Genomic DNA, 22,385 nt, shown 5'->3' with positions numbered 1-22,385 from the left:
AACCTTACCTTTGCAGCCCGAAATAAATCGGTTAGTAGTTGATAGTCAATGGCTGATAGCCAAATAGTTTGAGCAGCTTGCCTAAACACCACGACCATTAACTATAAGCCATTAACTATCAAAAGAACACCATGAGTAATATTATAGCCATCGTAGGCAGGCCAAACGTAGGCAAGAGCACCCTTTTTAATAGATTAACCGAAAGCCGTAAGGCGATTGTAGATGACATCAGCGGGGTAACCCGCGATAGACACTATGGAGTGGGTGAGTGGACAGACAGACAATTTACAGTAATTGATACTGGAGGTTATGTAGCCAACTCAGAAGACGTTTACGAAGCCGCCATTCGCGAACAGGTAATGATCGCCATCGAAGAAGCCAGTGTATTAATCTTTACGGTTGATGTAACTACAGGCATCACCGATTTAGATGACGACATTGCCCAGGTACTGCGCAGAAGTAATAAGCCAGTTTATGTTTGTGCAAATAAAGTAGACAATACCGCTTTATATAACGAGATCCATACTTTTTACGGTTTCGGATTAGGCGAAGTATATGCATTATCATCAATGACGGGTTCTGGAACAGGAGAGTTGTTGGATGAGATCGTTAAAAACTTCGAAGATATTCCGGAAGAAGAAAATCAATTGCCTAAGATTACCATTGCTGGTCGTCCGAATGTAGGTAAATCTTCTCTGGTTAATGCACTGATTGGTAAAGAACGTAATATCGTTACTGCAAATGCAGGTACAACCCGCGATTCGATCAAAATTCATTATAACCAGTTCGGTCATGAGTTTATGCTGATCGATACTGCCGGATTACGTAAAAAAACAAAAGTTAAAGAAAACTTAGAGTTTTATTCGGTAATGCGTACCATTAAAGCTTTAGAAGAAGCTGATGTTGTGGTATTAATGATCGATGCCGTAGAAGGAATCGAAAGTCAGGATATCAATATCTTCCACCTAGCCGAGAAGAACAAAAAAGGGATCGTAATTTTGGTTAACAAATGGGATTTGATCGAAAAAAATACACAAACGATGAAAGCTTTCGAAGAGCAGATTCATGAGCGTATCCGACCGTTTACCGATGTGCCGATCATTTTCACATCCGTATTAAACAAGCAACGTATCTTCAAAGCAATTGAAGCGGCTTTAGAAGTTTATAAAAACCGTAGCAAGAAAATCCCTACATCTAAATTGAATGATGTGATGTTGCCGCTCATCGAGAAATTCCCACCGCCGGCTTTAAAAGGAAAACACATTAAAATCAAATACATCACGCAAATTAATGCGACTTCGCCAATGTTTGCCTTTTTCTGCAACTTGCCGCAGTACATTAAAGATCCATATAAACGTTTCATCGAGAATAAATTGAGAGAAAACTTCGATTTTTCTGGTGCACCGATCCAGATTTATTTCAGACAGAAATAGGTTTGAGGTTGAAGGTTTAAAGGTGGAAGGCGTAGGGTCGGGATACCTAACAATATAATTAGAAACAGGGCTGCATTCATAGCGAAAGCAGCCCTGTTTTGTTTTTGCTATTCATGTCATTCTGAACGCAGTGAAGAATCTGTAGAATGAATTTACTAACGTTGGAAGGCAGTGTTTCATAGGTTCGGGATTCTTTACTGCGTTCAGAATGACAACAGATACTTTTTTGTTCGTCGAGATTACAATAGGTGGTATATTTTCCTAAATCTGTGCTCATCCTCCTTATCTGTGGTAAAAAAATACCCTTACCTTTGCTTTATGCAATTACAAGTACAAAATAGCCTGGCAGCCGACATCGATGTCATTTTCGAATTTTACGATATGGCTATAGCCCACCAGAAGAAAGTATTTAATAAACATTGGCAAGGCTTTAGCAGAGAAATGGTGCAAGCCGAAATTGATGAAAACCGCCAATATAAAATTCTTGTAGATGGCGTGTTGGCCTGTGTATTTGCCGTTACGTTTAACGATGAGTTAATTTGGGGAGAGCGGGATCATGATGCGATTTATATCCACAGGATTGTAACCCATCCCGAATTTAGAGGTTATTCTTTTGTGAAGGAAATTATCAAATGGGCTAAAGATTACGCTGCAAAGAAGGGTATTAAATTTATCAGAATGGACACCTGGGCGGATAATGAAAAACTACTCGAATATTATACAGGCTGTGGCTTTGATTATGTTGGGGTAGTAAGCATGGAAAAAACCGACGGGCTACCGAAACACTATGAAGGAATCAGTTTAAGCTTGTTTGAGATCGTGCTGTAGCGTATTGCAAAGGTTCATCAGGGTCGCTTGTAACGAAATTTATGCTGTGATAAAATCATCAATATCTTAGCGAGACGCTAAGATTAGAGGAGTATCGTCCTCGTTTGCAACGAGGATGAATGAAATACACATTTGTAATGTGTCAAATCACTTAAGCCGATGCAATCGGCATACTCGACGTCCTCGTTGAAAACGAGGACGATGAATTAAATCATTTTAATTCAATTTTCCAGCTTAACATATCATCAACTTCTCCAATATGAATAAAGTTGTTTTTTTCTAAAATGGAATACGAGGCCACATTATCTTTTGTAGTGGCGGCAAAGACAGATTTCACTTTTGGCTGCTCCTTAGCCCATTCTATTAATCTGCCCACGGCTTCCGTCATAAAACCCTTACCTCTAAATTCCTCATATGTGCCATAACCGATCTCAATTTCGCCATTTGGATCAGGCTCACCAACAAAACAGATATCGCCTACCATTCTATGATCGGGTTTTGATATGATTGTCCATAGGGTATGGTACAGGTAATCTTTATCCTTATCGAAAACATTAGGTAAAATCGTCTCTTCCAAAGCCTCGTGAAGCGAAGGAGAAATGTTTTTTTTGGTTGGCAAAAGGCCAAATTCTTCTTCAAGTGAATGATCATCTTTAATGTATTTTAAAAGCTGATCGTGTGTTAATGGTCTTAAAATGAGGCGTTTTGTTTCTATCATGCTTGAGGTTGTTACATGGACTAATATAAAGCATTGGGTTTTGAATAGCCAAAATTTTAGAACAAGCTTTTGTTAAAAAAAATGTCTAGCGTAATTAATAAACCTTTATTACCTGTCCGGTTACAATACCCAGCACACTTTTCTCGTAAGCTTTAACTACTTTCTCCATACTAACAGGAATTTCGCCAGGAAAAGAATCAAAATAAGCAGGCGAATCTTCAACCACGTTGGGACTGATGGCATTTATACGAACCCCATTTTCAAGTTCTGGAGCAGCAGCGAGAACAAAAGAATTTAATCCTCCATTTATTGCGCTTAGTGCGGCACCTGCCGCAACAGGATGATCAGCCAATATGCCCGAAGTTAGGGTAAATGAGCCACCTTTATTAATGTAATGCTGACCAATAAGCACGAGGTTAACCTGACCCAATAGTTTGTCCAATAAGCCACGCTTAAATACTTCACCCGTCATCTGGCTTACAGGAGCAAAAGGACCTTTTCCACTGGTACTGATCAGGGCATCAAAAGCACCAATCTGCTCAAACATGGTTTTAATCGATGCTTCATTGGTAATATCTACCTGAACGTCACCTTTGGTATTTCCTACACGGATGATCTCATGTTTTTGTGCGAAAGTTTCAGCTACTTTTGTGCCCAACGTGCCTGTCGCGCCTACAATTATTATTTTCATATAAATATGTTTAATGTGGATACCAGATTTGCATCGTTATTAAACATCAGGGTCATTAAAATGTTTGCATCGCGTTAATCCTGCAACACAATTTCTGCTTTCAGGTCGGTAATCAGAAGATCGACATGCGCTTGGGTTACGTTAGGCATGCAGATGATATGAGAATTTCCCTGTTCAGCTGCCAGTTGCCATTTTTTACAAATTGTTGCAGATGGGGTAGGGAAGTTTACAGTTATGGCATTCGTGTTTCGCCATGCAGCAATACCCAGCGCTTTAAGTTTTTGTTCGGTATAAGCTGCAGTTGCTAAACTGTGCATGGCCCTGGTTTTTAAACCTGTTATACCCAAACGTTTAATGGTGTGCCATAAAAATAAGGGGCTATGGCCATTTCTAGATCCGGTAATGGTGGTATCAACACTTCCGATGTAAGCCACCGAACGGGCAATCCGATCCCGGTTCGATTTTTTGGCAACTACTACACCGCAAGGCATCGGCGAGCCAAAAAACTTGTGACCGCTAATGGCGATGCTGTCTGCGCCATCTTCAAAGTCGAATGCTGGTCTGGGTTCAATCAACGCACTATAGGTGCCAGAAAGTGCAGCATCGGCATGGATATAATAATGTTGGATAGCCAGTTTTTTTAAGATGCTTTTAATTTTGGCCACATCGTCACGGGCTTCGGTCATGGTGGTGCCAATATTGGCCATAATGATAACAGGCATGTGACGGTTCATCCTTATGGTGTGTTCAAGGTCTTCGTAATCAATTTCTCCATTTTCCTGGGTACGGATAACGATATTTGACATGTTGAGTAAGTGCAGGTTCTTTTGCACACTATAATGTGTAGCTTCAGAGTAATAAACCATTCCTTTTGGATGTAATTCGCGGGCAAGATACAAGCCATAAAGATTTCCTTCTGAGCCGCCATTGGTTACATAACCCCACCAGTTATCTGTAGGGGCACGGAAAAGTTCAGCAAAAAACTGAACTACTTCTTTTTCGAGTTCACGTGAGCCTACGGCATAGGTTGAAGTAACAAAAGGATCGCCCAGGTTGTTCATCGGATATTTTAAAAAATCTGAAAGTGATTGATAATCAAAGTCCTTTGAAACGGGATAACCTAAGAATAAATCGGTCTGTTTCTTAACGTTCTCTAATAGATCATTTAATACTTGTTGGTCCTTTTCCTTTAATTTGCTCGCTTCCATAAAAAATATGATTTGCTGGCAAAATTAATAAAACAAAATATAGTTTTATGGTTTGTATTAAATTAAGAATATTATGTTGGGATGTGTTGTATTTGTGAAATTAAAATTCTTTTTAGCATCTGGATTCATCCGCCATAGCATATAAAATATGGCTATTGAAGGTTAAGTAGCGCTTGTCTTACGGCGTTGTCGGTTTGGTTTGCAGCCTTGTAATAGCCTACATCGCCCAGATAATAACGGCAAAGCAAAGCTTTTAAATCATTCAGAATCACATTTTTCGAATTATACAATTGAAAACGGTCTATCGCTACATTTTTGCGTTGAAGATATCCGATAAAGTCTTTAAAGTCGTTATCATTTATAGTGAAAATGTTGATATTCTGCTCTACAAAACTGGCACTATACTTATTGGTAAGTACATTAAATACATAATCAGAAAGCACTTTTTTGCTTACTAAATTGCTGTAAAACTTATTGTATCCACTCGTGTCTAATTTTACAAATACATCTGGCTGGATACCGCCAATCGGTTTAACTTTTCTGTTGGGCTGAATATTTACGCCTTCTGTTTTTTCAATAGAATCTTGAAAAGAGGTCCGGTCTCCGGTAAGCTCTCCGTCCATCATGCGTTCGTCTAATTCATGTTTGTAGGCATCGTAACCTTTTTTATACGATTTTTGGATACTACGACCAGATGGTGTGTAATATCTAGCGATGGTTAAGTTCAATGCAGAGCCGTCGCCAAAAGCAAATTGCTCTTGTACCAAGCCTTTACCAAAAGAACGGCGGCCAACAATAATTCCGCGTCCCAGATCCTGGATGGCTCCAGCAACAATTTCGCTGGCCGAAGCGGTATTTTCATTAATCAAGATGGCCAGTTTGCCATTTTGAAAAGCGCCGGTGCCCGTAGAAAAATAATCGGTACGTGGCTCATGTTTACCCTGTGTATATACAATAAGTTTGTTCTCTGCTAAAAACTGATCGGCCAAGCCTGTAGCTGCCGTAAAATAACCCCCTCCATTATCGCGCAAGTCAAGAATCAGTTTTTTCATGCCCCTTGCTTTCAGGTTATTGGCTGCAACTGAGAAGTCGTTATCGGTATTGGCGCCAAACTTGCTGATCCGTACATAACCTGTTTCGTTATTGATCATATAAGCGGCATCAATACTGCTGATGTTTACTTTGCCTCGCGTAACCATAATGCGGTTACTTTGCGGTGCACCTGGATGTAAAAGCACCACGCTAACACCTGTTCCAGACCTGCCTTTAAAACGACCGGTAAGTTGGTCTTTTGGTAAGTTTCTCCCACTTACAACTGCTGTATCGATACTCAGAATTTTATCGCCCAATTTTATCCCCGCCTGGTAAGCAGGGCCATCTTTAACCACGCCGGTAACCATCATGGTATCGTTAAGCATATAATATTCTATGCCCACACCCTCAAAGTTTCCTTCCAGGTTATCGGTCATATCCTGCGCATCGGTTGGCGGCAGGTAAACACTATGTGGATCGAGTTGGTGCAGAACGCTGTCTATGGGTAAGTTTTGAAGCGAATCGGTATTGATGTCATCAACATAATTACCGTTGATGATGTGTAAGATCTCATTTAATTTCTCATCGCTGTTGCTGGCAAGTTGAGGGCTCTTTTTAACGCCAAAGCCTTGATCTTTAATAAATTTTATGCCCAAAAACATACCCACTATTAAAATTACAGAATAGCTTGCAGCGATCAGTATGTTATTTCGGGTATTTTTTTTCATCAGCGTTACTGCAAATTTATGAAAATTAGCGAGTTGATATATTTTTTAACTGCATTTTCATGTCTTTTGTTTATAATATTTAACATTAATTAATGCAATGGAGCCATAGGTTGAAATTTAAGACAGATATTTTTGGGTTTTTAGGGTAGTTTTTAGAAAGAATTTACCGAATTTTATCAAAATTAAATTTATGAATAGAGTTACCGAGCAAGAATCTAACTATAACCACATCGATCAGATGTCGGTGTTAGAAGTTTTGCAGGGCATTAATAACGAAGATAAAACTGTAGCATTTGCAGTTGAAAAATCTTTGCCTCAGATCGAAAAATTAACATCGGCAGTGGCCGAGCGAATGAAAAAAGGTGGCCGTCTCTTTTATATAGGTGCGGGTACAAGTGGTCGTTTAGGTGTAGTAGACGCATCAGAATGCCCACCTACATATGGTGTTCCTTTTGATTGGGTTGTTGGAATTATTGCCGGTGGAGATACAGCCATTAGAAGAGCGGTAGAATTTGCTGAAGATGATGCCGAACAAGCCTGGAAAGATCTTCAGGAATTTGAAATTAACGAGAAAGATTGTTTGGTTGGCCTGGCAGCGTCAGGTACTACGCCTTATGTAATCGGCGGATTAAACACAGCACGTAAGCATGGTATTTTAACAGGTTGCATCGTTTGTAATACCGGCGGACCTATTGCTGCAGAATCGGATTTTCCGGTTGAAGTGGTGGTTGGCCCTGAGTTTGTAACCGGCTCTACCCGCATGAAATCTGGTACGGCGCAAAAAATGGTGTTAAATATGTTAAGCACCACCGTTATGGTTCAGTTGGGGCGTGTAGTTGGCAATAAAATGGTCGATATGCAGTTAACCAATCATAAACTCGTAGACCGCGGTACACAAATGGTGGCCGATGAGCTAAATATAGGTTACGATGAAGCAGCTGAGTTGTTAACCCGTTATGGAAGTGTACGTAAAGCAGTTGAAGCAGGACACTAAGAAATGAGAGAAGGATGAAGGATTGAAGGAAAGAATTAGTGAATGATAGCATGAAAGAATAGCATTATCATTCAATCATTCAAAACTCACTCATTCAATAATTAAAAAAGAGTATGCACGAAATTGAGCCTTATTACCAGTGGAGAGATGATTATATTTCGGCAGAAGATGAGCGTTCGCCGTTTTACAATACCGAATATTCAGAACTTTACTTCGATAAGCAGATTTACAATTTTTTACTTCACCCCCAATGGGACGAGTTTGGTTCGAATACCTTATACATGAAGGTGTTATACGCCGATTATGATCGCAGTTATGCGGTTATAGAATTTATAGGCGAGTGGAACGATGCCATTAACAACGACATTATGCTGCTGAAACGCGATATTTTAGAGATGATGATGGATGAAGGCATTAATAAATTTATCCTGATCGGTGAAAATATACTGAATTTTCATGCCTCTGATGACAGTTATTACGAAGAGTGGTTTCAGGAAGTAGAAGATGGCTGGATTGTTGGGGTGAATTTTCAGGAACACGTAATCACCGAGTTTCGCGATAATAACATCGATTATTACATTAACTTTGGTGGTGCATTTGATAATCTGCCATGGCGCACATTAAAACCGCTACAATTCTTTAAAAAAGTTGAAGAATTGCTGACAAAAAGATTAAACTAAATATTTATTTTTATATAGTTAAATACACAAAATTTAAAATGGAACAACAAAATTATCAATATCAAAAGGACAGTGTTTTTGTACAGGAAAGATCTGCATCTAAACGTTTCTTTGGGAATGTTTTCTTATGGATGTTTGTAGCATTAGCTGCTTCCACAGTTGCAGCTTATTTTATCGCAAGTACACCAGCGGTATTGGACTATCTTTTATCTTATAATCCTCAAACTGGTAAAGGTGGCTTTACTGTTTTAGGCTATATTGCAATATTTGCCCCACTCGGGCTGGTATTCTTAATGGGTGCTGGTATGCAACGAATGTCTTATCAGACGTTAATCGGCGTATTTTTGCTTTATTCTATATTAACCGGAGTAATGCTCAGCTTTATCTTGTTAACCTATTCTTTGCCATCAGTTGTAATTAGTTTTGCTGCGGCCGCCGCAATATTTGCAGTAATGGCGGTAATGGGATATACCACAGATACCGATTTAAGTAAATTTGGTCCTATATTATTTGCTGGTGTAATCGGTTTGGTGATCATTAGCGTAATCAATATGTTTTTGGGGAGCTCAACATTAGGTTACATCATGGGATTTATCGGAGTAGCAATTTTTACTGCATTGACTGCATATAAGGTTCAGGAGCTTAAAAGGATAGGCGAAGGATTAGATGAAAATGGCAACACTTTAGGCGTAAATGAAAGCAAAAAATTAGCAATCATGGGTGCACTGTCCCTCTACATTACTTTTATCAACTTGTTTTTGTCGCTATTGCGTATTTTCGGTAACAGAAGGTAAACCTCAAAAACAGAACAATATTCTTAAGGCCGTGCAGAATTGCATGGCCTTTGTAATTTTATTTGGTAGCAAAGCGATAAATTTTGGAATTGATGTTGCTTTGTTGCATTTTTGTATGCTTATTAAGAAAGACGGAGGGATTAGACCCAACGAAGTCTTAGCAACCTGTAACCATACAAGGTGCTAAATTCTATTCTGCAAATAGCGGAAACAGATAAGTTTAGGATTACGATTCACGTACCAACTTTTTAAATAAGCCATATAAGTATTGGGTATTAAGTATCAAGTATCAAGACAGATTTGTTTATACTTTGCTTTTATCTAAAGTTAGTTCGATCTATCATTAATATTGATACTTGATACTAACTGCTTGTTACTAATAACAACAGATGAGCATAAGAGAAGAATTAGAAAAACGTATTTTGGTGATTGATGGTGCAATGGGTACCATGATTCAGCGATATACCTTAACCGAAGAAGATTTTAGAGGGGAGCGATTTAAAAACCATCCCTGTGATGTAAAAGGCAATAATGATTTGCTCAACATCACACGTCCGGATATTATTAAAACCATACACCTGGAGTACCTGGCCGCTGGTGCCGATATTATCGAAACCAACACGTTCAGTACACAGCGCATTTCCATGGCCGATTACCAGATGGAAGACCTTTCTTACGAAATGAGTTTTGAAGGTGCGCGGGTGGCAAAGGAAGCCGTAAATGAGTTCATGGCTGCAAATCCAGACCGTAAATGTTTTGTGGCCGGTGCTATTGGCCCAACCAACCGTACCCTTTCCATGTCGCCGAATGTAAACGATCCTGGTTTTAGGGCAGTCTATTTTGATGAGCTTGAAGCAGCTTATTATGAGCAGGTGCGTGGTTTGGTAGATGGTGGTTCTGATGTATTATTAATCGAAACCATTTTCGATACTTTAAATGCTAAAGTGGCTATTGTAGCCATAAAAAAATATGAAGAGGTAATTGGCCGTAAACTGGAGATCATGATTTCTGGTACCATTACCGATGCCTCCGGAAGAACACTTTCAGGTCAAACTGCCGAAGCTTTTTTAAACTCTGTAATGCATGCAAAACCATTAAGTATCGGTTTTAACTGTGCTTTGGGTGCTAAAGAAATGCGTCCGCATATTGAGGAACTTGCAGCAAAAGCAGGCTGTTATGTTTCGGCCTATCCAAATGCAGGTTTACCAAACGAGTTTGGCGCTTATGATGAACAGCCACATGAAACGGCACATTTGGTTGATGACTTTATTGCATCTGGTTTTGTGAATATTGTGGGTGGCTGTTGTGGTACCACACCAGAGCATATTGGCTGTATTGCCAAAAATGCGCGAAAAGCTGAGCCGCGGAAAATACCGGTTCTTGAACCTTATATGCGTTTAAGCGGATTGGAACCCGTAACCATCACTCCAGAAAGCATTTTTGTAAATATTGGTGAAAGAACAAATATTACCGGATCTCCCAAATTCTCTAAACTGATTTTGGGTGGCGATTACGAAGCTGCACTGGCCGTTGCCCTGCAACAGGTTGAAGGCGGTGCGCAGATAATTGATGTGAACATGGATGAGGGAATGTTGGATTCGGAAGCAGCCATGACCAAATTCTTAAATCTCATTGCCTCTGAACCTGATATTGCCAAATTGCCAATCATGGTCGATTCATCCAAATGGTCGGTTATTGAAAATGGCTTAAAATGTTTGCAGGGAAAAGGAATTGTAAACTCTATTTCACTAAAAGAAGGGGAGGAGAAATTCCGCGAAAGTGCACGCAAAATTATGCAATACGGTGCTGCGGTAGTAGTAATGGCTTTTGATGAGCAGGGACAGGCCGATAATTACGAGCGCAGAAAAGAAATCTGTAAAAGAAGTTACGATATTCTGGTGCACGAAATTGGTTTCCCGCCAGAGGATATTATTTTCGATCCGAACATTTTAACCGTTGCAACCGGATTAGAAGAGCATAATAATTATGCTGTCGATTTTATAAATGCCACCCGCTGGATCAAAGAAAACCTACCTCATGCTAAAGTGAGCGGTGGGGTTTCCAATATTTCTTTCTCTTTCAGGGGGAATAACACCGTTCGCGAAGCCATGCACTCCGCATTCCTTTATCACGCCATTCAGGCTGGTTTAGACATGGGAATCGTAAATGCAGGGATGTTAGAGGTTTATCAGGAAATTCCACCCGAATTGTTAGAAAGGGTAGAGGATGTACTCTTAAACCGAAGAGACGATGCTACAGAACGTTTGGTAGAATATGCCGATACCGTAAAATCGAAAGGTAAAGAGGTGGTTAAAGATGAAGAGTGGAGAAAAGGCGCTGTTGAAGAGCGGTTATCTCATTCTTTAGTAAAGGGAATTGTAGAATACCTGGATGATGATGTGGAAGAAGCCAGACAAAAATATGCCCGACCGATTCAGGTAATCGAAGGGCCATTGATGGACGGGATGAACATTGTTGGGGATCTATTCGGAGCCGGCAAAATGTTCCTGCCTCAGGTGGTAAAATCGGCAAGGGTAATGAAAAAAGCTGTAGCCTATTTATTGCCATTTATTGAACAGGAGAAGCTGGATAATCCCGATCAGGATCAAAGTTCATCTGCAGGAAGAGTTTTAATGGCCACCGTAAAAGGTGATGTGCACGATATTGGAAAAAATATTGTAGGCGTAGTATTGGCTTGTAATAACTTCGAAATTGTTGATATGGGCGTGATGGTTCCTGCGCAGGAAATCATCAAAAAAGCCAAAGAAATAAAAGCGGATATTATTGGTTTAAGTGGATTGATTACACCATCATTGGATGAAATGGTTCACTTTGCCAAAGAAATGGAGCGCGAAGGTTTTACCATTCCATTAATTATCGGTGGGGCCACTACTTCAAGAATCCATGCTGCTGTAAAAGTAGCGCCAAATTATTCAGGACCTGCTATCCACGTATTGGATGCTTCCAGAAGTGTTACCGTTTGCAGCACCTTGATGAATCCAGATACAAGAGATGAGTACATCGCAGGTATCAGGGCCGAATATGATAAAGCACGTGAAGCGCATTTAAATAAGCGATCGGATAAACGTTTTAAAACCTTAGAAGAAGCGCGTGCAAATAAATTTAAAATCGATTTTCAACCAAACCTACCCGTTCCGGAATTTACAGGCACAAGGGTTTTTGATAATTACCCATTAGAAGAATTGGTTCCCTATATCGATTGGACGCCGTTTTTCCATACCTGGGAGCTCCGTGGCAGTTATCCGAAAATTTTCGACGATAAAAATGTAGGTGACGAAGCGAAGAAGCTTTTTGATGATGCACAGACTTTATTAAAACGCATCCTCGACGAAAAACTGTTAACAGCAAGAGCCGTAATCGGTTTCTGGCCAGCAAATGCGGTAGGAGACGACATCGAGTTGAGAGTTGAGAGTGATGAGTTGGGAGACTCTAAACTCCAAACTCCAAACTCCAAACTAGTCAAAATCCACACCCTCCGTCAGCAGGCCGAAAAAGTAGATGGGCAGCCTTATTATGCTTTGTCTGATTTTATTGCACCGAAAGAAAGTGGTATTCAGGATTATTTTGGTGGTTTTGCCGTAACCGCAGGTATCGGGATTGATGAACTGGTAAATGAGTTCGAATCCAATTACGATGATTACAACAGTATCATGGCTAAAGCATTGGCCGATCGTTTAGCTGAAGCTTTCGCAGAACGCTTGCACGAACGTGTGCGTAAAGAATACTGGGGGTATGCACAAGATGAAAACCTGAGCAACCAGGAATTGATTAAAGAAGAATACGCAGGTATTCGTCCCGCACCAGGTTATCCTGCCTGTCCGGAACACACCGAAAAAGGAACTTTATTCCAATTGCTTGATGCGGAGAATAAAATTGGATTGCACTTAACTGAAAGTTATGCCATGTATCCAACAGCAGCGGTAAGTGGGTTTTATTTCGCGCACCCTGATTCGAGGTATTTTGGATTAGGAAAAATCACCAAAGATCAGATTGAAGATTACGCCATCAGAAAGAATATGCCGGTTGAAGAAGTGGAGCGGTGGTTAAGTCCAAATTTAGCTTATTAATATTGTCGATTTGTCATCCTGAGTGAAGCGAAGGATCTCAAAACGATGAACATATAATTTTGATGTTTGCAGTCGTCAGAAATAAGAACTGCTACAATGTTAGAGATGCTCGTTAGCACTCAGCATGACACCCAGAAATAGGTTATGAAGATTACAGACCATATAAAAAACGCAAAGGGTAAAACCTTGTTCTCTTTTGAACTATTGCCGCCTATTAAAGGGCAAAGTATACAATGGATTTATGATGCGATAGAGCCATTATTAGAGTTTAATCCTCCTTTTATCGATGTAACTTCGCTCCGCGAGGATTACATTTATAAAGAACAGGCCAATGGTTTGCTCCAAAAGGTTTCGTATCGCAAGCGTCCGGGAACCATAGCCATTTGTGCGGCTATTATCCATAAATATAAGGTCGATGCCGTTCCACATCTCATTTGCGGTGGATTTACCAAGGAAGAAACTGAAAATGCATTGATCGATTTACAATTTTTGGGAATCGATAACGTGTTGGCTTTGCGGGGCGATGCACGTAAGGCAGATGGGAATTTCGTGCCAACTCCTGGCGGACATTGTTATGCTACAGATTTGATCGAGCACATTAAGAACCATAACGAAGGTAAATTTCTCCACGAAGATGTAGAAACCTTTAAAAGCGATTTCTGTATCGGCGTGGCTGGCTATCCTGAAAAACATTTCGAAGCGCCTAACATGAGTACCGATTTCAAATACCTGAAAAAGAAAGTTGAAGCAGGAGCAGAGTTTATTGTTACGCAGATGTTCTTCGATAACCAGAAGTATTTCGACTTTGTAAAGAAATGCAGGGAAAACGATATCCATATTCCAATTATACCAGGTTTAAAACCTATAAGTACCTTATCGCAGTTAAATGTACTACCTAAGATTTTTCACATTGATTTGCCTGATGAATTAACGGATGCGCTAGCGCACGCTAAAAATAACAACGAGGCAAAAGAAATTGGTACCGAAGCGATGATTAAACAATGTAAAGAATTGATTGATTTTGGTGCCCCAGTACTACACTTTTATACCATGGGCCGCCCCGAGCAAACCAAAAAGATTGCGAAAGCTATTTTTTAATCAAAAAGCATCGTCATTGGGAGGCACGAAGATAACCGAACGAAGTGAGCTCATGAATGCCTTTAAAAACAACTGCAAAATGAATAATCCTACAACGATCGCTAATTAACCTAGCGCTTTAGGATTGCTTCGTGCCTCGCAATGACGTATTTTCTTTATTACTTAAATTATCATCATGAATAATCTAAATATCGACCAACAAAACCTTGATGCCATCCTAACAGAGGTTAAACAACAGGGAATAGATTATTTAAACCAAATTCATGAACGGCCTACGGCCAGTTCTGCTGAAGCAGAGATTGTTTGGGATTTAAGTGAGCAGGGTTTTGGTACACTTGAAGCCTTAAAACAATTTAATCAACGTTTTGAACCCATTATGGTGGCCTCGTCTGGTCCAAGGTACTGGGGTTTCGTAACCGGAGGTACTACACCTGCCGCCATTGCTGGCGATTGGCTGTCGACTATCTACGATCAAAACACGCAAAACGCAAAAGGTAACGGCGACATTTCGGCTATCATCGAACTCGAAACCATCCAGTTATTACTTTCATTGTTTAACCTGCCCAAAGATTTTTTTGGTGGTTTTGTAACAGGTGCAACCTTATCTAATTTTACCTGTCTAGCTGTTGCCAGGCAATGGATTGGCAAACAATTTGGGAAAGATTTTGCCAGAGAAGGTATATCCGGTACTGTAAAAGTACTGTCGGCTACACCGCACTCATCAGCCATAAAATCCTTATCGATGCTTGGCTTGGGGAGTGGCAATTTTATTCAGGTAAACGTAATGCAGGGCAACCGCGAAGCGCTAGATGTTGCCGACCTTGAACTAAAAATACAAGCCTTAAATGGCGAACCTTTTATTCTGATTTCCAGTGCCGGGACGGTAAATACGGTTGATTTTGATGATTTTGAAGCCATTAATACCTTAAAAGAAAAATATAATTTCTGGTGGCATATCGATGCAGCCTTTGGTGGCTTTGCCGCTTGTTCGCCAAAATATAATCATTTGGTTAAAGGATGGGAGCATGCCGACAGTATTACGATAGATTGCCACAAATGGCTAAACGTACCTTACGAAAGCGCGGTGTTTTTCGTGAAAGAAAAACATCAATTGTTGCAGGTAGAAACTTTTCAAAATTCTAATGCAGCTTATTTGGGCAATCCGATGGAAAATTTCAGCTACTTAAATTTTTTGCCGGAAAATTCCCGCCGTTTAAAGGCCTTACCTGCATGGTTTACCTTAACTAGCTATGGAAAACAAGGTTATCAAAAAATTGTGGAAAGCAATGTTGAAGTGGCTTTACAGTTTGCAGATTTTATTAATGAAAATCCAAATTTTGAACTCTTGGCACCTGTACGTCTAAATACCGTTTGTTTTTCGTTGACAGATGAAAGTTTAGTTGCAACATTCCTGAATAAGTTAAACGCGGGCGGAAAAGTTTTTATGACCCCTACATTTTATAACGGGAAGAAAGGAATACGTGCTGCTTTTGTAAACTGGCGGACCTCAGCCGCTGATGTTGAGTTGGCTACGACAGTTATGCTTAAAATTCTTACAGAACTTTAACCTTAAAATTATTGTTTTAATGCTGTAGCGTTTATCTTTGTACCGATGAAATTAGATGGCCTTAAATATGTACTTATTGCCTGCATTGCGATAGCTTTTTTCTTAAAAGTAAGTCATGCGGTTTCGTATTTAAGCTATTCTACCAATAATGTTGAAGTTTTATCTACAAACGATGACGCAACAGAGAAAGAAGAAAAGAAAGTAGAAACCGAATATGCGGTGCAACAGATCGCATTTCATGGAGCGTTATATTTTCCACTTCAAACTTCAAAAAAGTTGGTTATTCCTGATTATTCTCTTCAATTGGCCTACTTCCCTGAAGTTTTAACCCCACCACCCTCCATATAAACTTATTTTTGTGTTTATTTTTTCTGCAGATCCTGTAGAACAAACAGTCTATTTTAAAATTTCAAAATAATACATATGAAACGAGCAATTTCATTTGCAGTGTTATTAATCGCTGCTTCTTTAAAAATCAGTGCACAAGAAGTTGTGCAAAATAATGTTAAGCCGGTAGAAAATGCCCTTATTCAGGTAACTAAGCTACAACCGGTAAGTTTTAATTATGATAAAACCTGGGCAGAAAAACTAAAGCTATCCGCCAAACCGCAGTATGGTTTTGTAGGTACTGAAGCTAAAACAGCTGTTCCTGAAATTGTTTCAGTACAGGCAAAAAGTTATGCATCAGGTAAAAACGCATTTAGAAATGCTACTATTACCAAGGTAGATTACGAAAGTTTAGTCCCGCTTTTGGTTGCCAGTATAAAGGAGCAACAGCAACAGATTGAAGCCCTGCAACGCGAGCTGAAAACGCTAAAATCGCAAAGCACTAAGTAAAAATGAATCCCGATGAAAGTCGGGATTTTTTATTCTCTGTTTTTTTTAAGTTGGTCCGGTATTTACTGTTCGAAGTACTTAAAAAGGAATGCACAGAGAAGTATGAAATAGGGAACATTGTTTTATAGATTCGTCATTCCCCGCCTGTGCGGGAATGACGAACTTTCGAAATAGAAGTATATTTTTACTTACTATCCTTTAAGCAAATAACTTTTAAACCCTTCAAAATCCACACTTAACTGATCAGCATGTTTTGGTTTACTTTCTAAAGCTTTTACCTGTTCAGGGATTTCGATTTTAGCCGCAATATCTGCAGGGAAAATATCAGGGAACTTACAAGCATGTGCTGTAGATAAGAAAACTGCGGCACTTTCGTCTGCAGGATTTTCGTTCCTGTATTTTTCAACTGCTAAATAGGCAATCGCAGTATGCGGACAAGCTACATAGTTTAACTTGCTGTCAATTTCTTTGATCCCTTTCAATGTTTCATCATCAGTAAAACGATAAGAGGTAACCACCTTTTTGATGGCTTCTACATCCTGATTAAACAGATCCATAATGCGTACCCAATTGCTTGGTGCACCTACATCCATCGCGTTCGAGTAGGTTTGTGTAGATGGTTTCGTTTCATATACGCCACTGTCTAAAAAGCGTGGAACGGTATCGTTAACATTAGTAGCAGCGATAAACTGTTTAACAGGTAATCCTAATTTATAGGCCAGTAAACCTGCACCAATATTTCCGAAATTTCCACTTGGTACTGAAAACACCACGTCTTTAAAACCTTGCTTTTTCAGTTGGGCGTAAGTATTGAAATAATAAAATGTTTGCGGAATTAATCGCGAAATATTAATCGAATTGGCAGAAGTCAATCTGAATTTTGCATTCAACTCATCATCCGCAAAAGCTTGTTTAACCAAAGTCTGGCAGTCATCAAAAGTACCTTTGACTTCAACGGCTCTGATGTTTTCGCCGTTGGTGGTTAACTGCAGTTCCTGTATCGGGCTCACTTTTCCCTCTGGATATAGAATAGTTACTCTGGTGTTCGGCACCCCCAAGAAACCCAAAGCCACTGCGCCACCGGTATCGCCAGAAGTGGCAACCAGAACATCTAAAAGTTGTTCGCCGTCTTTTAAGAAATAAGCCATCACACGACTCATAAAACGAGCGCCGAAATCTTTAAAGGCCAAAGACGGACCATGGAACAATTCGAGCACAAAGGTTTTGTCATCTAATTTAACAGCCGGAGCTTCAAAATTAATAGCATCATCAATTAAAGCTTTTAAATCATCTGAAGGGATCTCTTCTTTTAATAAAGTTGAGGCTACCTTGTAAGCAATTTCAGGCAGAGAATATTTTTCTATATTCTGGATGAATTCGGGGTCAAGCTGTGGAATTTCAACAGGCATATATAAGCCTTTATCCTGCGGCATGCTGTTAAAAACTGCTTCTTTGAAAGAAACACGTAGATCTTTATTGTTGGTTGAGTATAGTTTCATTTTAAGGTTTAGGGTTTAGGGTGTAGGGTTTAGGGTTATGGCGCAGAGTACAATCCTACGCCTTAAGCCTTCTACCTTCCAGCCTTAAGAAATTACTCTCGGTCCTTCAGCGTTAACCGGAGATACGAAAGCTTTGCTGTTAATATTTATTTTATGTAAATGTTGCTGTTGCGATTTTGTTATTTTTCTGGCTGTTTCTTCATCTTGGGTTAATGCGAAAACAGATGGGCCTGAACCTGAAATTCCGAAGCCGATTGCGCCGTTCTCCATCGCCAGTTTTCTCATTTCTTCAAAACCAGGTATTAAGATCGAACGTGTTGGTTCTACCAGAACATCTTTCATGCTTCTTCCGATTAAATCAAAATCATTCATGAACAATCCACTCACCAAACCTGCAACATTTCCCCACTGGGTAACCGCATCTTTTAATGCTACTTTACTACGGATCATTTGGCGTGCATCTTTGGTCGGCACATCCACTTCTGGATAAACAATTGCCGCATACATGCCAGCAGGCGTAGGTAAAGAAATCACATCAAGCGGTTCGTAACTTCTCACCAGTACAAAACCACCCAACAATGCAGGGGCAACGTTATCGGCATGGCCATAACCACAGGCAAGTTCTTCGCCTTTCATGGCAAAAGGAACCAGCTCTTTGGTGCTCAATAAATCGCCCATTAATTTGTTAATGGCAAACAAACCAGCTACTGTACTGGCCGAGCTTGAGCCCAATCCACTACCAATAGGCATTTTCTTGTGCAGTTCAATTTCTACACCAACATCCAAACGGTTTATATGCTTTAAATAATGTTGAACACTGGCACTTACGGTATTTTTTGCTGCATCTAAAGGCAAACGGCCATCATCGCCAGTAATTCTTTTGATCACCACACCAGGTGTATCGGTAAATCGCATTTCAACTTCATCACCAGGTTCGTTTACAGCGAAACCCAGTACATCGAAACCACAAACTACGTTTGCAACGGTTGCCGGAGCGAAAACTTTTATACTATTTTTCATTATTAATTGGCTTAGCTATTTGTTAAGCGTTATTTGGTTTAAATGATATTTCAAATGCACTAAGTAATCATCGATAAAAAAAGAAAGGGTGTGCATTTCTATTTTCCCTTTTCCTGTGTCGCAGGTATTTTGAAGCTTTTCCTCTGGAATATTTTCAATTACCCGGCTAATCTGATGGTTTAATAACTTCCAGAGCATTATAACTTCCGCAATAGCTGCCTCCTGGTAGTTTTGGTAGTTTACCCATTCATCCTGATGATAAATAATTTTAACCCCTTGTTCGTATTGTCCAACAACCAAACGACGGATGTTGTTAACTGCACTATCTACCAAATGACCCAACAGTTCTTTTTTAGACCATTTTAAAGGTTGCGGTTTATTATTCCAGGCCTCATCCGGAATATTTTCGAAATCGGTCATCGCCTGATTAACCAGCTGAAGGATCTCGTTCTTTTTGTCTAAAACCGAATTCATCTTGCTACTTATTTAAAGTACCTACGTTAATGATATCCGCAAAAACTCCGGCAGCGGTAACTTCTGCACCTGCACCAGGGCCTTTTACTACCAACGGGCGGGTTTTGTAACGATCGGTTGTAAAAGAGATAATATTATCACTTCCCGATAGCATATAAAAAGGATGACTGTCATCAACCATTTGCAGGCTGATCTCTACATTTCCATTTTCAAGCTTACCGATGTAACGCAAAACTTTTCCATCGTTGGCTGCGGTATTCTTTAAATTTTCGAAGTATGCTGCATTTGCCTGTAATTCAGCATAGAAATCTTCAACAGATGTAGCATTTAAGCAGGCTTCTGGCAAAATGTTGTCGATTTTTACATCACTGGCTTCCAATGGATAACCAGCATCACGGGCAAGGATCAGCATTTTACGCATAAAATCTTTTCCATTTAAGTCGTCGCGGGGATCTGGCTCGGTATAACCCAGTTCTTGCGCTTCCTTTACAGTTTCGTAAAAACCGGCGTCACCTTTAAAATTATTGAAGATGTAAGAAATGGTGCCTGATAAAATCGCTTCAATCCGCGCTACCTTATCGCCACTCATCATTAGCTCTCGTAAGGTGCGGATAATTGGCAGGCCTGCGCCAACATTGGTTTCATAATAAAAATCAACGCCAAATTTACGGGCGGTATCTTTAAATGATTTATACTGGGCAAAATCTGCCGAGTTTCCTTTTTTATTGCAGGTTACTACCGAAATGCTGCTTTCGAATATGCCCTGATAAAATTCTATTGGTGATTCTGCAGCCGTGTTGTCTACAAAAACGCAGTTAGGTAAGTTTAGGGCTTTCATTTTGGCAACAAAACCCGCTAAATCTGCCTGTTCACCATTTGTATTCAATTCCGCTTCCCAATTTTCTAACGAAAGGCCATCAGGGCTGAAAATCATTTTTCGTGTATTGCTGATGCCCGTTATCTTAACCTGTAGATCGTTATTGGCCGCCAAGAAAGGCATCTGTTCTTTCAGTTGGTTAAACAAGGTTTTGCCAATGTTTCCGGTGCCCAGACAGAAAACGTTTAATGTTCTTTTCAGATCGGTAAAGAAAGCGTCGTGCACTGCATTTACTGCTTTCGATAAATCGTCTTTGCTGATGATTACCGAAATGTTATATTCTGAAGATCCCTGAGCAATAGCCCTTACATTGATACCGTTGCGGCCTAAAGCGCTGAACAAACGTCCGCTCATACCTGGTGTACGTTTCATGTTTTCACCAACAATGGCCAAAACTGAAAGGTTATTTTCAACTTCTGGCAGTTCAAGTTTTTTAGCGTCTAACTCCAGTTCAAACTCTTTTTTGATTAAAGAAATCGCCTGCGAAGCATCTGTTGGTTTAACAGCGAAAGTAATGCTATGTTCTGATGAAGACTGGGTAATCAATACTACATTGATCTGTTCGCGTGAAAGCAGTGAGAATAATCTTCCGCTAAAACCTGCCTTACCCACCATACCACTACCCGTTAGGTTAATAATGCTGATATGATCGATAGAGGAAATTCCTTTTATTGGTAAGCTCGATGCTTTAACATCACTTTTGATATAAGTTCCCGCGAAATCAGGTTCGAATGTGTTTTTAATCACAATCGGGATTTTCTTCATAAAAGCAGGGATCATTGTCGGCGGATAGATCACTTTTGCTCCAAAATAACTCAGTTCCATGGCCTCGGTATAGCTTAATTCCGGTAACGAGAAAGCCTTTTTCACAATGCGTGGATCGGCCGTCATCATGCCGTTTACATCCGTCCAGATCTCTATTTCTTCGGCATTTAAAGCTGCACCCCATACCGCTGCGGTATAATCAGAGCCACCACGACCTAAAGTTGTTACCCTGCCTGCCGCATTGCTTGCTATAAACCCAGTAACAAAGAGTACTTTGTCTTTATTTTCCTGGTAAAAATTGTTGATCAGCATTTCAGTCAATTCGGTATCTACTTTCGCCTGACCGAAGTTGCTGTCGGTTTTAATCAGGTCAGAACCGTTAACATAAAGCGCATCGCCGAAATTTTGAGAAGCAATATGGCTGATCATAAAGGTAGAACAGCGTTCGCCATAACTCAAAATCTGATCTTTGGTCTGCAAACTCAGTTCGCGCAGATTGGCCACAGCCTGTAACAGGTCTTCCAATTCGTTAAAAAAGATCTTTAAACGTGTAAACACAGGGTTTTGTGCAGCCGCAGGCAAAAGCGAGCGGATTACAGCAAAGTGTTTTGCTTCGATTTCTTTTAAATGAGCGTCGTAATCTTCTCCACGCTCGGCCATTTCGGCCATATCGGTAAGCAAATTGGTTACACCACTCATTGCCGATAATACAACTACCGGGCTGTTCTTCTGTTTTTCTTCGCCAACCAGGCGTAAGAGGGTTTTAATGTTCTCGGCCGAACCTACGGATGTGCCGCCGAATTTAAGTACTTTCATTAGTCTATATTGGTTTTAACTGTTTGATGCTGTGCGGATAATTCATGGTTGCTCGTACAGGTTTCATTCAGCTTGGGTTTAAAAAAAAAACGTCCCGATTTTCATCGGGACGCTTTCTGTGTTTTATGTTTTTTCAATTTACAACAAATTAGCCCCGCTGGTTTATACCGGTGGTAATAATAATCGTTGTAATAATCGAAGTGTTAAAATTCATCTTGTCTTTGTGTACTTTGTACAC

18 protein-coding genes and 1 riboswitch are annotated in these 22,385 nt (G+C 40.0%); of the genes, 10 read left to right on the top strand and 8 right to left on the bottom strand.

The genetic code is table 11. The features are described 5' to 3' along the window. The first annotated feature begins 131 nt into the window (after positions 1–131). Positions 132–1,433 (top strand): ribosome biogenesis GTPase Der, encoded by a 1,302-nt coding sequence (gene der / locus LQ201_RS10885; protein ID WP_230142294.1) that lies wholly within the window; start codon positions 132–134, stop codon positions 1,431–1,433. Between the two features lie 318 nt (positions 1,434–1,751). After that, entirely contained in the window at positions 1,752–2,261 is a 510-nt protein-coding gene (locus LQ201_RS10880; RefSeq protein ID WP_230142293.1) for an N-acetyltransferase, read from the top strand. A gap of 211 nt (positions 2,262–2,472) precedes the next feature. On the opposite strand, the gene LQ201_RS10875 is transcribed toward LQ201_RS10880, so the two are convergent. From LQ201_RS10875 to LQ201_RS10860, 4 genes are all read right to left on the bottom strand, one after another. Next, complete coding sequence (locus tag LQ201_RS10875) at positions 2,473–2,979, bottom strand: GNAT family N-acetyltransferase (protein WP_230142292.1); 507 nt, start codon at positions 2,977–2,979, stop codon at positions 2,473–2,475. A gap of 94 nt (positions 2,980–3,073) precedes the next feature. Beyond that, on the bottom strand, positions 3,074–3,670 hold the full coding sequence (locus LQ201_RS10870) for a short chain dehydrogenase (RefSeq protein ID WP_230142291.1): 597 nt from the start codon (positions 3,668–3,670) through the stop codon (positions 3,074–3,076). 74 nt (positions 3,671–3,744) lie between these two features. Beyond that, positions 3,745–4,878, bottom strand: a complete 1,134-nt coding sequence (locus LQ201_RS10865; RefSeq protein WP_230142290.1) for a histidine decarboxylase — start codon at positions 4,876–4,878, stop codon at positions 3,745–3,747. A gap of 152 nt (positions 4,879–5,030) precedes the next feature. Continuing rightward, the gene (locus LQ201_RS10860; protein WP_230142289.1) at positions 5,031–6,638 is read right to left on the bottom strand and encodes a S41 family peptidase; all 1,608 of its coding nucleotides are present in this window, start codon (positions 6,636–6,638) and stop codon (positions 5,031–5,033) included. A 190-nt stretch (positions 6,639–6,828) separates the two neighbouring features. On the opposite strand from LQ201_RS10860, the gene murQ reads away from it, so the two are divergent. The 8 genes from murQ to LQ201_RS10820 all read left to right on the top strand — a co-directional run bounded on the left by murQ (position 6,829) and on the right by LQ201_RS10820 (position 16,696). Then, positions 6,829–7,632, top strand: coding sequence for an N-acetylmuramic acid 6-phosphate etherase (murQ, locus tag LQ201_RS10855; protein WP_131028100.1), 804 nt, complete (start codon positions 6,829–6,831; stop codon positions 7,630–7,632). A gap of 113 nt (positions 7,633–7,745) precedes the next feature. After that, positions 7,746–8,312 carry a hypothetical protein gene (locus LQ201_RS10850; RefSeq protein WP_230142287.1) on the top strand — a complete coding sequence of 189 codons (567 nt, stop codon included), beginning with the start codon at positions 7,746–7,748 and terminating at the stop codon, positions 8,310–8,312. A gap of 38 nt (positions 8,313–8,350) precedes the next feature. Then, positions 8,351–9,106 carry a Bax inhibitor-1/YccA family protein gene (locus LQ201_RS10845; protein WP_230142284.1) on the top strand — a complete coding sequence of 252 codons (756 nt, stop codon included), beginning with the start codon at positions 8,351–8,353 and terminating at the stop codon, positions 9,104–9,106. 116 nt (positions 9,107–9,222) lie between these two features. After that, a riboswitch (SAM riboswitch) is annotated at positions 9,223–9,327 on the top strand. Positions 9,328–9,495: 168 nt separating this feature from the next. Next, on the top strand, positions 9,496–13,194 hold the full coding sequence (gene metH, locus LQ201_RS10840) for a methionine synthase (RefSeq protein WP_230142282.1): 3,699 nt from the start codon (positions 9,496–9,498) through the stop codon (positions 13,192–13,194). A 144-nt stretch (positions 13,195–13,338) separates the two neighbouring features. After that, positions 13,339–14,292 carry a methylenetetrahydrofolate reductase [NAD(P)H] gene (gene metF / locus LQ201_RS10835; RefSeq protein WP_230142280.1) on the top strand — a complete coding sequence of 318 codons (954 nt, stop codon included), beginning with the start codon at positions 13,339–13,341 and terminating at the stop codon, positions 14,290–14,292. 175 nt (positions 14,293–14,467) lie between these two features. Next, on the top strand, positions 14,468–15,859 hold the full coding sequence (locus tag LQ201_RS10830) for a pyridoxal-dependent decarboxylase (RefSeq protein ID WP_230142278.1): 1,392 nt from the start codon (positions 14,468–14,470) through the stop codon (positions 15,857–15,859). A 45-nt stretch (positions 15,860–15,904) separates the two neighbouring features. After that, positions 15,905–16,207 (top strand): hypothetical protein, encoded by a 303-nt coding sequence (locus LQ201_RS10825; RefSeq protein WP_230142276.1) that lies wholly within the window; start codon positions 15,905–15,907, stop codon positions 16,205–16,207. Positions 16,208–16,282: 75 nt separating this feature from the next. Beyond that, positions 16,283–16,696, top strand: a complete 414-nt coding sequence (locus LQ201_RS10820; RefSeq protein WP_230142274.1) for a tail fiber domain-containing protein — start codon at positions 16,283–16,285, stop codon at positions 16,694–16,696. A 191-nt stretch (positions 16,697–16,887) separates the two neighbouring features. On the opposite strand, the gene thrC is transcribed toward LQ201_RS10820, so the two are convergent. The 4 genes from thrC to thrA all read right to left on the bottom strand — a co-directional run bounded on the left by thrC (position 16,888) and on the right by thrA (position 22,147). Beyond that, on the bottom strand, positions 16,888–18,195 hold the full coding sequence (gene thrC, locus LQ201_RS10815) for a threonine synthase (protein ID WP_230142271.1): 1,308 nt from the start codon (positions 18,193–18,195) through the stop codon (positions 16,888–16,890). Between the two features lie 84 nt (positions 18,196–18,279). Beyond that, the gene (locus tag LQ201_RS10810) at positions 18,280–19,215 is read right to left on the bottom strand and encodes a homoserine kinase (RefSeq protein ID WP_230142269.1); all 936 of its coding nucleotides are present in this window, start codon (positions 19,213–19,215) and stop codon (positions 18,280–18,282) included. Positions 19,216–19,230: 15 nt separating this feature from the next. Next, positions 19,231–19,689, bottom strand: coding sequence for a DinB family protein (locus LQ201_RS10805; protein ID WP_230142266.1), 459 nt, complete (start codon positions 19,687–19,689; stop codon positions 19,231–19,233). A 4-nt stretch (positions 19,690–19,693) separates the two neighbouring features. Next, positions 19,694–22,147 (bottom strand): bifunctional aspartate kinase/homoserine dehydrogenase I, encoded by a 2,454-nt coding sequence (thrA, locus tag LQ201_RS10800; protein WP_230142264.1) that lies wholly within the window; start codon positions 22,145–22,147, stop codon positions 19,694–19,696. Between the last annotated feature and the right edge of the window lie 238 nt (positions 22,148–22,385).

Origin of the sequence: Pedobacter sp. Bi126 (assembly GCF_918698245.1) — a bacterium.
Classification (GTDB): Bacteria; Bacteroidota; Bacteroidia; order Sphingobacteriales; family Sphingobacteriaceae; genus Pedobacter.
Note: the sequence above shows the minus strand (reverse complement) of the source record. Positions and strands in the feature narration are given on the sequence as shown.